Here is a 15,160-nt window from a genome sequence, read left to right on the forward strand (position 1 = left end):
CAAGAACCTCAAGGACTTCTCCGAGAACAACGACTCGACCACCTGATCGATTCGTCTCGTCTGATTTCGAGCGGCTCCCCGGGCGACCGGGGGGCCGTTTTCACTTTAAGCTGCGAGCTTCGAGCTGCGAGTTCTGGGGCTGAAAGCTGAAAGCTGAAAGCTGACAGCTGATAGCTATGAGCTCCCGGGTCGAAGAAGCACCGAGGTGCGAATCAGCAACGCCCGAGCTCGCAGCCCGATCACGGCAGCTCGACCGGGGCGCAGGTGCTCACGCCCGCCCCGACGATCAGGTAGGGCACGTCCTGCAGGAGCGGCGTGACCTGCCCGGCCTGGGTCGAGTCGAGGAGCAGCACCTGGGTGTTCAGGCCGAAGCCGTCGTCGGTGGTGACGAAGATGTAGAAGCGGCCGCCCCAGTGGGCGAAGGCCCAGGCCATCACGTCGCCGGAGAGGTTGGGCAGGGCCCAGCTCTGGCCGTTCACGCCGGTGCCGGTCCCGATCTCCGCCACGTAGGTGCTGGTGGTGCCCGGGAAGTAGCCGTAGAGCTCGGCGCTGCCGGTGCCGGTCAGCTCGGGGCCGTACTCGCCCGCGGCGAAGGGGCCGACGGTGCGGGCCTGGAGGGTCGCCGGATCGATCGCCCCGATGGTGCCGGTGCCCGAGCCGTCCGCCGCGCCGCCGGCGACGAAGAGGGTCTCGTCCGGGGAGCCCGGCGCGTCGGCGACGAAGCCCATGCCGAAGAGCTCGTAGCCCCCCGTCCCCGGGACCCAGGCCTTCCGGGTGCAAGCAGAGGGGTCGGCGGTGTCCACCGCGAAGATCTCGCCGCTGGTGTAGAGCACCCAGGCCTGGCCCTCGCGATCCACCGACATGGAGAAGGGCTGGCCGGCCCCGCTGCCCCACGCCGGCAGGGAGGCGGCGGCGTTGCAGGTGAGGGTGCCGAGGAGCTGGAAGGTGTTCGCGCCGCCCGCGGGATCGAAGGAGAGCAGCTCGTTCGCGTCGTCGACCACATAGATCAGCCCGGAGCCGGCCGCGCAGCCGTTGGAGACGCACTGCCCGTTCTGGCACTCGGCGATGCCGCAGGCCTCGGTGAGGGCGCCGATGCTCCCGTCGGCGTTGCAGGCGTGGACGTCGCCGCCGGAGCAGACGCCGCTCCCGGCGGGGTTGCAGTCGACGCAGCCCAGGTCCGGGAGGCAGCGCTGGGGGGCGCCGCAGGTCTCCTGATCGACGAAGACGCCGTCCTGGCAGACATGGAAGTCGTAGGCCACGCAGCGGGTCTCGCCCGCGCTGCAGTTGGTGGCGCCGCCGTCACTCGTCCCGCCGCCGTCGCCGCCCGTCCCACCGTCGGAGCCGTCCCCTCCTCCCCCGCCGGAGGGGCAGGCGGTGAGGAGCGTGGCGAGGGCGAGCAGGGCGAGCTTCTTCATGGGGTCCTCCAGCGCAGAGCGGGGACCCTAGCATCGGCTGCGAGCTGCGAGCTACGAGCTGCGAGCTGCGAGCTGCGAGCTGCGAGCAACAAGGTCTCCAGCCGCAGACCCGCGAGGCAACGAGCTCGTAGCTCATGGCTCGTAGCTCACAGCCCGATCACCCCTCCCATCGCGGCACGATCGCCAGCGTGCTCGAGGCACTACCGGCCATCGCCGGAACCGCGGTGCTCGAGTGCTGGCCCCCCATCCAGCGCCAGGGGTCCTCGATGCGCACCGGCTTCCCGTCGCGGGTGAGGAGGAAGGCGACGTCGTAGCAGCCGCGCCCGTCGAGCTCGAGGGTGCGGAAGGCCGCCGCGGCGAGGATCGGCCCGTCGCCGGGGGGCCGCACGTGGATCCGCCGCTGCCGGCGGCCCTCGGCCTCGAGGGTGTAGTAGCCGGTGAGGGGGATCAGCCCGCGCCGCCAGCCCCTCGCCCGGGGGCTGTGGAGGAAGCGCTGGAGGGAGGCGGTGAAGCGCCCCGCCCCCGGTCGTCCCAGGAGCATGGTGGTGACGAAGGGATCGCCCGAGATGCAGTAGGCCAGCTGGCCGGTGGAGATCACCGCCCGCGGCTCGAGCCGGACCCGGGCGCGGAGCTCGGGGAGGAGCTGCTGGAGGGTGGGGAGGGTGAGGGATTGGGAGATCGCGTCCATGCAACCAACTTAGATCCGCCCCCTGACACTCCGGCTGCGGGGTCGGGCCGGGGGAAAAGCCGTGCACGAGCACGTGCACGTACACGTGCACGGGTTCTCCCCGGAGCCGGGGTCGGTCCTGGGGTACGATGGCCCCATGCGCTGGGGACTCTGGCTTCTCCCGATCCTGCTCCTCCTACCGGCAACCGCCCGACCGGATGAACCTCCCCCCTCCCCCCTCCAAAATCACCACCAGAAGATCCTCGCCTTCGCCCTCGAGGCCGACGGCGTGGATCCGGTGCTGGCCAGGAACCTCACCCGCCTCTTCACCTTCAGCCTCCGCCAGACCCTCCCCGACCGGGAGGTGGTGGGGCAGTGGGAGGTCCGCGACCTGCTGGCCCTCGAGGGGCAGAAGCAGCTGCTGGGCTGCGAGGAGGAGGGGGGCTGCCTGGCGGACATCGCCGGCTCCCTCGGCGCCCAGGTCCTGGCCACCGGCGCCATCGGGCGGATCGGCAACCGCTACCTGGTCGATCTGCGGCTGATCGACGTGGCCGAGGCGAAGATCCTCCGCCAGGTCTCCGAGCAGGTGCTCGGCGACGAGGAGATGGCGGCCGAGGCGGTGAGCCAGCTCGCCGCGAACCTCGCCGATCCCTCCCGCCCCGTCGGTCAGGGCCTCCTGCAGGTCCAGGGGCGGGGCGAGGTCAGCCTCGACGGCGAGCCCGTCGGCGCAGCCCCCCTCCAGCGCCTGGCGGTGAGCTCGGGCCACCACACCCTCCTCTGGCAGCCGAAGGACTCCCCCCGCCCCACCGGCGAGCGGCAGCTGCGGGTCGACCCCTACACCCTGGTCGAGGTCCTCCCCGAGCCACGGCAGGTGGAGTGGGACCTCAAGGCGATCTACGCCAGCGATGGCATCGGCACCTCGCCCGGCGTGCAGCTCAACCGGAAGGTCGACGGCGCCACCACCAACACCGACACCCAGACCTCGGTGGTCTACCGCTCGCGCATCGGCTGGATGTTCCCGATGGGGGTGGGCCTCCACATCAGCCACCAGCTGGAGGCGGGCTCGGTCGCCATGGACCTCTGGTCCCTCGGCGTGGGCTACCGCTTCGGCGGCAAGCTCCGCTTCCACCAGGCCCTCGATCTCGCCACCGGGACGGTCTACCACCTCGAGGGGCTGCTGGGCGCGAGCTCCTCCGACGACAGCGCTCCGGCCAACGGCGTCATCTCCACCTCGGAGGTGACCTACACCCTCGACCGCTACCTCGAGCTGGGCCTCTCGCTGGGCATCACCTGGGGCGCCGTCGATCTGGGCAACGACAACCGCCTGGCCATCACCTCGGGGAGCCTGATCCTCATGGCCGGCCTCCCCCCCTGGACCCCGAAGGGGCCGCCCCAGCAGAACTTCTACGAGAGCCCCTGGTTCTGGACCGCGGCGGGGGCCGGCCTGACCGGCTTCATCCTCTCGGGGCTGCTGCTCAACCCCCTGCGCGGGCTGACCACCACCGAGCCCTGACGCGGGGCGAGGAAGGGGGAGGCGATCCGCTGCGGATCTTTTCTGCTCGATGCGGTAGATGCAGGCCATGCCTTCCTTCGACATCGTCAGCAAGGTGGACCGGCAGGAGCTCGACAACGCCCTGAACCAGGCCCGCAAGGAGATCTCCCAGCGCTACGACTTCAAGGGCACCGATGCCGCCATCGAGTCCTCGGAGAAGGGCCTCATCCTCAAGGCCAACTCCGAGGGCCGGGTCGACGCCATCTGGGAGGTCCTCCTGGGCCGCCTGGTGCGGCGGGGCCTGGCCCCCGAGGCCTTCACCCGCGGCAAGCACGAGGCCGTCGGCACCCGGGGCGCTCGCCAGACGATCTCGATCCAGGAGGGCATCCCCGAGGACGCCGCCAAGAAGATCACCAAGCTGATCAAGGGCTCGAAGCTGAAGGTCCAGGCCGCCATCCAGGGCGACGTGGTCCGCATCACCGGCAAGAAGCGCGACGACCTGCAGGCCGCGATGCAGCTCCTCAAGGGCGAGCAGCTCGAGATCGCGATGCAGTTCGTGAACTTCCGCGACTGAGCCTGGCCCCGGCCTACGGGGCGTAGGTGTAGGTCAACGCCGCCAACGCATCGATGGCCGGCACCTCGACCTCCTCGCCCACCGCCGGGAGCTCGAAGGGGACGTAGCCGTCGGCGCTCCACACGACCCACACCCGGTCGGCCTGCTCGAGGGCGTCGTCGAAGGTCGCGCGAACGGCGGTCGGGAGGCCCCTCTCGTCGACCGCCTCCATGACGAGCCGGACCCCCTCGATCGAGAAGGGCTCCCCCGCCCGGAAGGGCCGATCCGGATCCAGCATCACCGTCTCGTAGCCCGAGTCGAAGAAGGCCCCCTCGGTGGTGAGCCGGAGGGTCCGCTCGTCGACCCGGCTGACCACCAGCGCGCTCATCCCCGTACTCAGGGTGATGATCCGCTCCGGGGGAGACAGGCCGAGCCCCTCGCGGACCATCCCGGCGTGGGTCGTCCAGAAGAAGTCGAGGCCGTGCAGGATGACGAGGGTCCGGCCGCGAAGCTCCCCGACCCGATCGAGCGAGCGGAAGGCGCTGGTGATCGGCGCCTGGATCTCGTGGGGCTGGTAGGTGCGGAAGGGCTTCGCGAGGGGCGAGAGGACGAGGTGGAAGAGGACCAGCGAGCCGATGAGCAGGCGCGACCTCCGGCGAGCCCAGAACGCCTCGAGGCCCGGCGCCGGGTGGCGGGCGATCAGCTGGGCGATGAGCCCCATCCCGCCGAGGGTCGCCGCGATCAGGTTGCGGTCGGAGGCCTGCGCGGCGCAGGCGGGCAGCAGACTCAAGACCGTGGCGGTGGCCCAGAAGGCGGCGAGGCGGTCGGTCTTCAGGAGCCGCCAGAGGATCGCCACGAAGAGCAGGACGCCGCCCCCGACGATCAGCGTCAGGATCGGCAGGGCCTGGGGGGGCACATAGGCGAAGAAGTCCGACTGCACCGGCGTGAGCAGGCCCTGCAGCAGCCGGGGGAGGCGCTCGGCGGCGGACGCGAGGTAGCGCAGGGGATCCCGCACCGGATCCACGTAGTAGCCCGAGCGGCCCGCGCCGTAGCCGAGGAGATCGTAGGCGACCCGCCACAGCACGCAGACCAGCGCGGCAGGCGCGAGGGTGGCGAGGCGGCGAGTCCATCGGCCGCGCTCGAGGAAGAGCGCGTAGGAGAAGAGGTAGGCGGTGATCGCCAGGGCGGTCTCGCCGGCCAGCAGGCCGAGGGCGAGGGCGAGGGGGGCCAGCCAGGCGCCCGGCCGCCAGCCCTCCCGCCGCCACCGGAGGTGGGCGAGGAGCGCGAGGAGGGCGAAGACCAGGGAGACCAGGGCCTGCCGGTTGGCGATCCAGCCCACCGTGAAGCCGTGGGTGTCGTCGATGGCGTAGAGGAGCGCGGCGAGGGCGGCCAGCTCGGGGGTCGGCATCACCTTCCGGTAGAGGAGGCCGGCCAGCAGGACCAGCGCCGCGTACCAGAGGAGCGAGTGGGCGTGGGCGATCGCCGGGCTGTCGCGCCAGAGGGCGTGGTCGAGGGCGAGGGTGAGCGAGGAGAGGGGCCGCATCAGCCGGGCGTCGAAGCCGTGGGTGGCGTGCCAGGGCAGCCGGCCGGCGTCGCAGGCGACCTGCCGGTGCTCGGCCGCGGGTGGGATGCGGTAGAGGTCGAGGGGGCTGCGCGCCAGGTCGGGGGGCGCGTCCTCGGCCTGCATGGCGAGGTGGAGGAAGTCGTCGAGGACCCGGCCGCCGCCGAGGGCCGGCAGCGAGAGCACCACCGCGAGGGCGACCGCCCACGCCAGGCTGACCCGGCGAACCACGCCAGCGACGAGTCTGGTGGAGAGCGACATCACTCCTCCCGGCAGGAAGTGAAGACCAGCGAGACGTCAGTCTACCGCGGACCGGCTGGCGCTTGGGGGCGCGCGGGGAGCGGGGCCGGGCGCGTGCTCGGGGACCGACTCAGAACGCGTTGGCCGGGCCCAGGTAGAGGGGCGGCCCGCGGAACGCGGCGTCGAGGAGGTCGGCGGCCTTCTCGCTGCCCTTGCTTCCTTCGATGAGGCCCATCGCCAGCAGGCGGCGGGCGGCGCCCTGGCCGGCGTGGATCTGCGCCAGGCAATCGATGGAGAGGTGCAGGCGCTCCTTCACCCGGCGGCCGCGCGCGAGGCGCGCTCCCTCGGGACCGAAGGTGAGGTCGAAGTCGCCGCACTGATCCTCGAAAACCGGATCCTCGATGCGCAGCCCCACCCTCCCCCGCACGCCGTTGAGGGCCGGCGCGGGGTGCTCGGCCAGGGCGTCGGCGAGGCGGACCAGGCGCAGCATGGCGCCCCCGCCCACGAAGCCGGCGGGGCTCATCGGCCCGAGGCCGGCGGGCTGCCCGACGATCCCGCGGTGGCGCGAGACCAGGAGGGCGTCCCCCGGGGGGAGGACCAGCTCGACGGCGGTGTACTGCTCACCGAGGGCCTCGAGGGCGCCCAGGAGGCCGCGGTGGGCGGCGGGGCGCTCGGCGCGCAGCTCGACCACCCGGCAGAGCTGATGCGGGAAGGAGGGCTGGTCGGGCACCTCGAAGAGGAGGTAGCCGTCGACCTTCCCGGTGCCCGGATCCACGTGGACCAGCTGCTCGGGAGCCCGCGAGAGCACCCTCATCTTCCACCACCAGGCCGTGCGCTTCAGCTGCCCGGTGGTGCCCGCCCGCTTGCGCTCGTAGAGGGCGCGAATCGCCGGCAGGTCCCGGGCGGTCGCCCGGCGGACGTTCGTGCGCTCGGGCGAGGCGGGCAGCTGGCCAGGCGCGACCCGCAGGTGATCGCCGGCCTCGACCTCGCCGTAGCCGAACTTCCGGTAGAAGGACTCGCGGAAGGCGTAGAGCATCGAGAGCGCCACCTTCCGCCGCCGGATGTGGTGGAGGACGTCGTGCATCAGGGCCTCGGCCACCCCCCGGCGCCGGAACTCGGGCAGCACCACCACCGCGGCGATCCCGGCGAGGGGCCGATCCGCACCGCAGAGGCTCATCTGCAGGCGCAGGGCCGTGGCGTGGCCGGCGATCGTTCCCCCGATCGTCGCCACCCGGGTGTCGGCGAGGCGCCGGTGGGGGTGCTCCTCGTAGTAGCGCTCCCAGCGCGCCTGCTCCCCCAGCTGGAAGCTCCCCCGGGCGACGCGGGCCAGGGCCTTCTTCTCGTTCTTGCGCGAGGCGCGCAGCTTCGGGGCCGTCGAGGAGGAGCTCGCCATGGCCCGTGCATAGCATGCCGCGTGGTACCCTGGAGCCTCCATGCCCCCCCGTCTCCGGAGCCTGCTGAAGGCGTTCAGTCTCGTCCTCCTCCTGCTGCCGGGGGCGGCCCGGGCCTGGACGCCCTTCGCGACCTGCGGTGCCACCGACAGCCACTGGAGCACCCTCCCGGTGTCCTACCGGATCCACCAGGCGGGCTCGGCCGACCTCCCCTTCGCCACCGCCGAGGCCCGCATCGCCGACGCCTGGGCCGAGTGGGCGCGGCCCTGCTGCAGCGACTGGTCGGTGAGCTACGGCGGGACCACCACCGTGCGGGCCAACGACTCGTCTCCCCTCCACGTCCTCTCCTGGGAGGAGAACAGCTGGCCCAGCTCGCTGGGCAACGTGAACTCCACCATCGGCGTGGCGATGATGGTCTACGGGATGGGCTGCGAGTTCTCGGGCGGGGACATCCTCTTCAACGGCGTGGGCTTCATCTGGACCGACGGCAGCCCCGGCCTGGGCGGCCGCGTCGATCTCCAGAGCATCGCCACCCACGAGGGCGGCCACTTCCTGGGGCTGGGCCACACCAACGTGTCGGCGGCCACGATGTACCCGGTCTACGACAACGGGATCGCCCAGCGCAGCCTGGACGCCGACGACGAGGCCGGGGTCTGCAGCCTCTACAACCGCAGCTGCGGTGAGATCGCGTGCGAGAACGGCGTAGACGACGACGGCGACGGCGCCACCGACTGCGTGGACTCCGACTGCAACGGCCGGGCCTGCGACGGCCTCGGGCGCACCTGCAGCGGCGGCGCCTGCGTCTGCCCGGGCGGCGGCACGGAGGCCGCCTGTACCGACGGCCTCGACGAGGACTGCGACGGGCTGACCGACTGCGCCGACGCCAACTGCGACGGCGCCTCCTGCGGCAGCGGCGCCCTCTGCCAGGGCGGCGTCTGCAACTGCCCGGGCGGCGAGACGAGCGAGAGCTCCTGCGGCGACGGCGCCGACAACGACTGCGACGGCTTCACCGACTGCCTGGACAACGACTGCACCGGGGTGACCTGCGCCGCGAACGGGAGGTGGTGCTCGGGCGGCGCCTGCGTCTGCTCCTGGGGCGAGACCGCCGAGTCGAACTGCGTCGATACGGTGGACACGGACTGCGACGGCTTCACGGACTGCGCCGACAGCGACTGCGCGGGCGTGAGCTGCGGAGGCGGGGGCGCCACCTGCACCGGCGGGGTCTGCGACTGCCCCGGAGGCGAGGCCACCGAGACGACCTGCGGCGACGGGCAGGACAACGACTGCGACGGCTGGCCCGACTGCCAGGACAACGACTGCCTCGGCGTGACCTGCGGCCCCTTCGGGGTCTGGTGCTCGGGGGGCGCCTGCGTCTGCTCCTGGGGCGAGACCAGCGAGTCCTCCTGCGGCGACGGCATCGACTCGGACTGTGACGGCGCCACCGACTGCCAGGACACCGACTGCGCCGAGGGCGCGGTCTGCGGGGCCAACGGCCGGGTCTGCGCCGGCGGCGCCTGCGTCTGTCCGGGGGGCGCCTCGCCCGAGATCGACTGCGGCAACGGCGTCGACGACGACTGCGACGGCGCCCGGGACTGCCTCGATGCGGACTGCGGCGGTGAGACCTGCGGCGCCAACGGCCGCTGGTGCTCGGGCGGCAGCTGCGCCTGCCCCTGGGGCGAGAGCTTCGAGTCGAGCTGCAGCGACGGCATCGACTCGGACTGCGATGGCTACACCGACTGCGACGACACGAACTGCAGCGGCCAGGCCTGCGCGGCCAACGGCTGGATCTGCTCGAGCGGCCTCTGCGTCTGCCCGGGCGGGCAGAGCAACGAGACCTCCTGCACCGGCGGCGGCGACGAGGACTGCGACGGGCTCGTCGACTGCGCCGATCCCGACTGCGACGCCCTCGGCTGCGGCGACGAGGGGCAGGTCTGCAGCGGGGGCGCCTGCACCTGCAGCGGCGGGGAGGCCAGCGAGGTGTCCTGCTTTGACGGCAGCGACAACGACTGCGACGGCGCCACCGACTGCGTGGACGGCGACTGCCTGGGCCAGGCCTGCGGCGCCAACGGGCGGGTCTGCAGCGGCGTCTCCTGCGTCTGCCCCGGGGGCGAGCCCACCGAGGCGAGCTGCGACGACTCGGCCGACAACGACTGCGACGGCCTCGTCGACTGCGCCGATCCCCACTGCGACCTCGGCGCCTGCGGCGCGAACGGCCGGGTCTGCCTCGGCGGCGCCTGCGCCTGCCCCGGGGGCCAGGCCAGCGAGACCTCCTGCGGAGACGGCAGCGACAACGACTGCGACGGCGCCGTCGACTGCGCCGACCCCGACTGCCAGGCGGCCGCCTGCGGGCCCAACGGCCGGGTCTGCGCCGCCGGCGTCTGCGGCTGCCCGGGCGGCGAGGCCCAGGAGCAGAGCTGCGACAACGGCCTGGACGACGACTGCGACGGCGCCACCGACTGCGCCGACCCCGACTGCAACACCGACCCCTGCGGCGCGAACGGCCGCCTCTGCGCCGGCCTCACCTGCGTCTGCCCCGGGGGCGAGGCCAGCGAGGTGAGCTGCTCCGGCGGCCTCGACGAGGACTGCGACGGGCTCGTCGACTGCGCCGACCCCGACTGCACGGCGGCGACCTGCGGACCCAACGGCCGCACCTGCAGCGCCGGCGTCTGCAGCTGCCCCGCCGGCGAGCCCAGCGAGAGCTCCTGCGTCAACGCGGTGGACGACGACTGCGACGGCTTCACCGACTGCGCCGACTCCGAGTGCGGCGGCCTCGCCTGCGGGGCCAACGGCCTGACCTGCAGCGGCGGCGCCTGCGTCTGCCCCGGCGGCGAGGCCAACGAGACCGACTGCGGGGACGGCGTCGACTCCGACTGCGACGGCCTCACCGACTGCGCCGATCCCGGCTGCGGCGGCGTGGTCTGCGGCACCAACGGCCGGGTCTGCTCGGGCGGCGCCTGCGGCTGCCCCGGCGGTGAGGCCACCGAGACCTCCTGCGGCGACGCCCAGGACAACGACTGCGACGGCGCCATCGACTGCCTCGACGCCGACTGCGGCGGCGCCGCCTGCGGGGCCAACGGCCGCACCTGCAGCGGCTCGCTCTGCCTCTGCCCCGGCGGCGAGGCCAGCGAGAGCAGCTGCAGCGACGGCGCCGACAACGACTGCGACGGCGCCACCGACTGCCTCGACAGCGACTGCACCGGCGCCGTCTGCGGGGCGAACGACCTGGCCTGCGTGGGCGGGGCCTGCGTCTGCCGCTGGGGCGAGGCCAGCGAGAGCGACTGCGGCGACGGCATCGACTCCGACTGCGACGGCGCCACCGACTGCGCCGACCTCGCCGCCTGCGGCGGCCAGAGCTGCGGCGACCACGGCCGCCTCTGCTCGGGCGGCAGCTGCGTCTGCCCCGGGGGGGAGGCCACCGAGGTCACCTGCACCGGCGGCGGCGACGAGGACTGCGACGGCCTGGTCGACTGCTGGGATCCCGACTGCGTCGGCACCTCGTGCGGACCCAACGGCCGGGAGTGCGTGGTGGGCGGCTGCGTCTGCGCCGGCGGCGAGGCCGCCGAGGCCACCTGCGGGGACGGCACCGACAACGACTGTGACGGCCTCACCGACTGCGCCGACTCGAACTGCATGGGGGACCCCTGCGGCCCGAACGGGATGGAGTGCCTCTCGGGCACCTGCAGCTGCCGCTGGGGAGAGACCGTCGAGAGCGACTGCGCCGACGGCATCGACTCCGACTGCGACGGCGCCACCGACTGCGACGACAGCGACTGCGGCGGACAGGTCTGCGGCGCGGGCGGCCGGGTCTGCAGCGGCGCCACCTGCGTCTGCCCGGGTGGGCAGAGCGCGGAGACCACCTGCACCGGCGGCGGCGACGAGGACTGCGACGGGGCCATCGACTGCGCCGACAGCGACTGCGCCGGCGCCGCCTGCGGCGTGAACGGCCGCCAGTGCATCGGGACCACCTGCCAGTGCCCGGGTCAGGAGGCCAGCGAGAGCACCTGCGACGACGGCACCGACAACGACTGCGACGGCACCACCGACTGCCTCGACAACGACTGCAACAACGACGCCTGCGGCGCCAACGGGATGCAGTGCTTCGGCACCGCCTGCCTCTGCCGCTGGGGCGAGACCGTCGAGAGCGACTGCGCCGACGGCATCGACTCGGACTGCGACGGCGCCACCGACTGCGACGACGGCGACTGCGGCGGTCAGGTCTGCGGCGCCGGCGGGAGGCTCTGCAGCGGCGCCACCTGCGTCTGCCCGGGCGGGCAGAGCGCGGAGGCCACCTGCACCGGCGGCGGCGACGAGGACTGCGACGGCGCCATCGACTGTGCCGACAGCGACTGCGCCGGCGCCGCCTGCGGCGTGAACGGCCGTCAGTGCATCGGGACGACCTGCCAGTGCCCCGGAGGAGAGGCCCTCGAGGCGACCTGCGGGGACGGCACCGACAACGACTGCGACGGCACCACCGACTGCCTCGACAACGACTGCAACAACGACGCCTGCGGCGCCAACGGGATGCAGTGCTTCGGCACCGCCTGCCTCTGCCGCTGGGGCGAGACCCTCGAGAGCGACTGCCTCGACGGCATCGACTCCGACTGCGACGGCCTGACCGACTGCGCGGACAGCGACTGCAACGGCGACAGCTGCGGCTCGGGCGGGCGGGTCTGCGCCGGAGGCGTCTGCTCCTGCCCCGGCGGCTCGAGCCTGGAGATCTTCTGCACCGACGGCGCCGACGACGACTGCGACGGCCTGACCGACTGCGCCGACCCCGACTGCGCCGGCCTCTCCTGCGGCCCCTTCGGCCTGCGCTGCATCACGGGTGCCTGCGCCTGCGGCGGGGGCGAGGCCAGCGAGGCCACCTGCGGCAACGGCGGGGACGACGACTGCGACGGCCTGACCGACTGCGCCGACCCCGACTGCAACGCCCGCAACTGCGGCCCCAACGGCCTCGCCTGCCTCGCCTCGGTCTGCGCCTGCCGGGGCGGCGAGGACCCCACCGAGCTCACCTGCGACGACGGCCAGGACAACGACTGCGACGGGCAGACCGACTGCACGGACGCCGACTGCAACGCCGCGGCCTGCGGGCCCTACGGCGAGCTCTGCTTCGGCGGCGCCTGCGCCTGCCCGGGCGGAGAGCCCCTCGAGCTCACCTGCACCGGCGGCGGCGACGAGGACTGCGACGGCCTCGCCGACTGCGACGATCCGGACTGCGACGGCCTGGCCTGCGCCTCCGAGGGCGAGCTCTGCCTGGGCAGCAGCTGCCTCTGCCCGGGGCCGGCGAGCGAGAGCTCCTGCAGCGACGGGCTCGACGAGGACTGCGACGGCCTGACCGACTGCGCCGACGCCGAGTGCGCGGGCCTGGTCGAGTGCACCTGCACCCCGGTCGACACCTACGAGGTCTCCTGCGTCGACGGCCAGGACGACGACTGCGATGGAGCGGTCGACTGCCTCGACGCCGACTGCGACGGGGTGGACTGCGACGCCCTCGGGCGCGCCTGCACTGGCCTGGCCTGCGCCTGCCCCGGCGGCAGCACCGAGGCCGACTGCTCGGATGGCTTCGACGAGGACTGCGACGGCCTGACCGACTGCTCCGACGCGGACTGCGCTGGCGCGGCCTGCGGGCTGCCGGGCGAGCTCTGCTTCGGCGGCGCCTGCGCCTGCGACACCGGCGAGACCACCGAGGTCGACTGCGGCAACCTCGGCGACGACGACTGCGATCAGGCGGTGGACTGCGACGACCTCGACTGCGAGCTCGACCCCCTCTGCAACCCCACCGACGGCGGCATCCCCGATGGGGGCACCCCGGACGGCGGGGACGACGGCGGCCTCCCGGACTCCGGTCCGGACCCGGACGGCGGGGCTCCCGACGGCGGCGACGACGGCGGCCTCACCGACAGTGGGATCCCGGACGGCGGTGGCGACGGTGGCGCGATCGACGGGGGCGAGCCCGACGGCGGCCTCCCCGACGCGAGTGATCCGGACGCGGGTCCCGCCGACGGTGGTTCGGGCGAGGAGCCGGGCTGCGAGTGCGGCGCCACCGGGAGCGGGGCCGCCCTGGGCTGGCTGCTCCTGCCCCTCCTGCTGGTGCTGCGCCGGCGCCGGGACTAGCCTGCCGCCATGCTCGAGCTCATCTGCAAGAAGACCTGAAGCACCTGTCGCAAGGCGGTCGCCTTGCTCGACGAGAAGAAGATCGCCTACCGCTACCGCGAGTACACCGAGGAGCCCCTCTCGGCCGAGGAGCTGAAGGCGGTCCTGGCCAAGCTGGGTCTGGGCCCGAAGGATCTCCTCCGGAAGAACGACAAGGCCTACAAGGAGCTGGGGCTGACCGGGAAGGAAGCGGACGGGAAGCTCATCAAGCTGATGGCCGAGCACCCCACCCTGCTCCAGCGCCCCATCGGGGTGAAGGGCCGGAAAGCGGTGGTCGGCCGGCCCATCGAGAACCTGCTGGAGTTCTAGGCGCCCCCTGGGAGAAGCCGAGGACGTGCACGTGGACGTGTACGTGGACGGGTTCTCCAATGTGCCCGGACGCGGTAGATCCGTCCCTCACCCTTCGAGGAGGACCCGATGGATCTGTCGAAGCTGCGAGTGAACGGCGCGCGTCTGCGCGAGACCCTCGAGACCATGGCCAAGATCGGCGGCACCCCCGCCGGCGGCGTCCAGCGCCTGGCCTGCTCCGACCTCGACAAGCAGGGCCGGGACCAGCTCTGCGCGTGGTTCCGGGAGATCGGCCTCGAGATCACGGTCGATCAGATGGGGAACATCTTCGGCCGCCGCCCGGGCAAGCAGAACGACCTGGCGCCGGTGATGAGCGGCTCCCACGCCGACTCCCAGCCCAAGGGCGGCCGATTCGACGGCATCCTGGGCATCCTGGGGATGCTGGAGGTGCTGCGGACGATCCACGAGAACGAGGTCGAGACCGAGCGCCCCCTGATCGTGGTCGACTGGACCAACGAGGAGGGCTCCCGCTTCGCCCCCGCCATGGTCGCCTCGGGCGTCTGGGCCGGCGAGCTGGACCTGCAGTGGGCCTACGAGCGCACCGACATCGACGGCAAGAAGCAGGGGGATGAGCTCGAGCGGATCGGCTACAAGGGCGAGGCCCCCTGCAAGGCCTTCCCGGTGCACGCCTACTACGAGTACCACATCGAGCAGGGCCCCATCCTCGAGCGCGAGGGCAAGCAGATCGGCGCCCCCAAGGGCATCCTCTGCCTGCACTGGTACGACGTCTACCTGGAGGGCGAGGCCAACCAGGTCGGCCCGACCCCGATGGAGGGCCGCCACGACGCCCTCTGCGCCGCCTCGGAGATGATCCTCGCCGTCGAGGCCCTCCCCGGGAAGATGGGCGGCAACATGGTCGCCACCGTGGGCGAGATCCAGAACGAGCCCAACTCCCGGAACATCATCCCGGACAAGCTCCACTTCACGGTGGACATCCGCTCCTGGGACGACGAGCTGGCCCTCAAGGCCTGGGACGGCCTGCGCGGGCAGTTCGAGGAGATCGCCGCTCGCCGCGGCTGCCCCATCCGCATCGAGGAGACCTGGCGGGTGGAGCACGCCCCCTTCGACGAGAAGCTGGTGGACCGTGTCCTCGAGAGCGCCGAGCTGCTCGGCTACTCGAACATGCGGCACGTCAGCGGCGCCGGCCACGACGCCAGCTACATGAACCACGTCTGCCCCACGGCGATGATCTTCGTCCCCTCCATCGACGGCCGCAGCCACGTGGAGGTCGAGGAGACCACCTGGGAGGACTGCGAGGCCGGCGCCAACGTGCTGCTCCACGCGGTCCTTGCCAGCGCCAACGAAACCGAGTGATCTGCCCGCTCCCCCACCAACCGAAC

The 15,160-nt window shown here is 72.8% G+C and carries 9 protein-coding genes; 5 read left to right on the forward strand and 4 right to left on the reverse strand.

Features of this window, described 5'->3' with window-relative positions; translation table 11 throughout:
* Positions 1–239 precede the first annotated feature (239 nt).
* The gene (locus P1V51_16930; protein MDF1564728.1) at positions 240–1,415 is read right to left on the reverse strand and encodes a hypothetical protein; all 1,176 of its coding nucleotides are present in this window, start codon (positions 1,413–1,415) and stop codon (positions 240–242) included.
* 157 nt (positions 1,416–1,572) lie between these two features.
* The gene (locus tag P1V51_16935) at positions 1,573–2,103 is read right to left on the reverse strand and encodes a hypothetical protein (GenBank protein ID MDF1564729.1); all 531 of its coding nucleotides are present in this window, start codon (positions 2,101–2,103) and stop codon (positions 1,573–1,575) included.
* Between the two features lie 136 nt (positions 2,104–2,239).
* Between P1V51_16935 and P1V51_16940 the strand changes: the two genes are divergently transcribed.
* Both P1V51_16940 and P1V51_16945 read left to right on the forward strand, forming a co-directional pair.
* Complete coding sequence (locus tag P1V51_16940) at positions 2,240–3,595, forward strand: hypothetical protein (GenBank protein MDF1564730.1); 1,356 nt, start codon at positions 2,240–2,242, stop codon at positions 3,593–3,595.
* A 67-nt stretch (positions 3,596–3,662) separates the two neighbouring features.
* On the forward strand, positions 3,663–4,148 hold the full coding sequence (locus P1V51_16945) for a YajQ family cyclic di-GMP-binding protein (protein ID MDF1564731.1): 486 nt from the start codon (positions 3,663–3,665) through the stop codon (positions 4,146–4,148).
* Between the two features lie 13 nt (positions 4,149–4,161).
* On the opposite strand, the gene P1V51_16950 is transcribed toward P1V51_16945, so the two are convergent.
* Both P1V51_16950 and P1V51_16955 read right to left on the reverse strand, forming a co-directional pair.
* Positions 4,162–5,949 carry a hypothetical protein gene (locus P1V51_16950; protein ID MDF1564732.1) on the reverse strand — a complete coding sequence of 596 codons (1,788 nt, stop codon included), beginning with the start codon at positions 5,947–5,949 and terminating at the stop codon, positions 4,162–4,164.
* Between the two features lie 109 nt (positions 5,950–6,058).
* Positions 6,059–7,321, reverse strand: coding sequence for a GNAT family N-acetyltransferase (locus P1V51_16955; GenBank protein ID MDF1564733.1), 1,263 nt, complete (start codon positions 7,319–7,321; stop codon positions 6,059–6,061).
* A 40-nt stretch (positions 7,322–7,361) separates the two neighbouring features.
* On the opposite strand from P1V51_16955, the gene P1V51_16960 reads away from it, so the two are divergent.
* From P1V51_16960 to P1V51_16970, 3 genes are all read left to right on the forward strand, one after another.
* A complete protein-coding gene (locus tag P1V51_16960) occupies positions 7,362–13,433 on the forward strand; it encodes a matrixin family metalloprotease (GenBank protein MDF1564734.1) in 6,072 nt (2,023 codons plus the stop codon).
* A gap of 63 nt (positions 13,434–13,496) precedes the next feature.
* A complete protein-coding gene (locus tag P1V51_16965) occupies positions 13,497–13,781 on the forward strand; it encodes an arsenate reductase (glutaredoxin) (GenBank protein ID MDF1564735.1) in 285 nt (94 codons plus the stop codon).
* Positions 13,782–13,889: 108 nt separating this feature from the next.
* Positions 13,890–15,134, forward strand: coding sequence for a Zn-dependent hydrolase (locus P1V51_16970; protein MDF1564736.1), 1,245 nt, complete (start codon positions 13,890–13,892; stop codon positions 15,132–15,134).
* Positions 15,135–15,160 lie beyond the last annotated feature (26 nt).

Source organism: Deltaproteobacteria bacterium (genome assembly GCA_029210625.1).
Classification (GTDB): domain Bacteria; phylum Myxococcota; class Myxococcia; order SLRQ01; family SLRQ01; genus JARGFU01.

Coding starts and splice junctions, on each gene's coding strand:
- P1V51_16930 (MDF1564728.1), bottom strand. CDS start 1,415: ATGAAGAAGCTCGCCCTGCTCGCCCTCGCCACGCTCCTCACCGCCTGC.
- P1V51_16935 (MDF1564729.1), bottom strand. CDS start 2,103: ATGGACGCGATCTCCCAATCCCTCACCCTCCCCACCCTCCAGCAGCTC.
- P1V51_16940 (MDF1564730.1), top strand. CDS start 2,240: ATGCGCTGGGGACTCTGGCTTCTCCCGATCCTGCTCCTCCTACCGGCA.
- P1V51_16945 (MDF1564731.1), top strand. CDS start 3,663: ATGCCTTCCTTCGACATCGTCAGCAAGGTGGACCGGCAGGAGCTCGAC.
- P1V51_16950 (MDF1564732.1), bottom strand. CDS start 5,949: ATGTCGCTCTCCACCAGACTCGTCGCTGGCGTGGTTCGCCGGGTCAGC.
- P1V51_16955 (MDF1564733.1), bottom strand. CDS start 7,321: ATGGCGAGCTCCTCCTCGACGGCCCCGAAGCTGCGCGCCTCGCGCAAG.
- P1V51_16960 (MDF1564734.1), top strand. CDS start 7,362: ATGCCCCCCCGTCTCCGGAGCCTGCTGAAGGCGTTCAGTCTCGTCCTC.
- P1V51_16970 (MDF1564736.1), top strand. CDS start 13,890: ATGGATCTGTCGAAGCTGCGAGTGAACGGCGCGCGTCTGCGCGAGACC.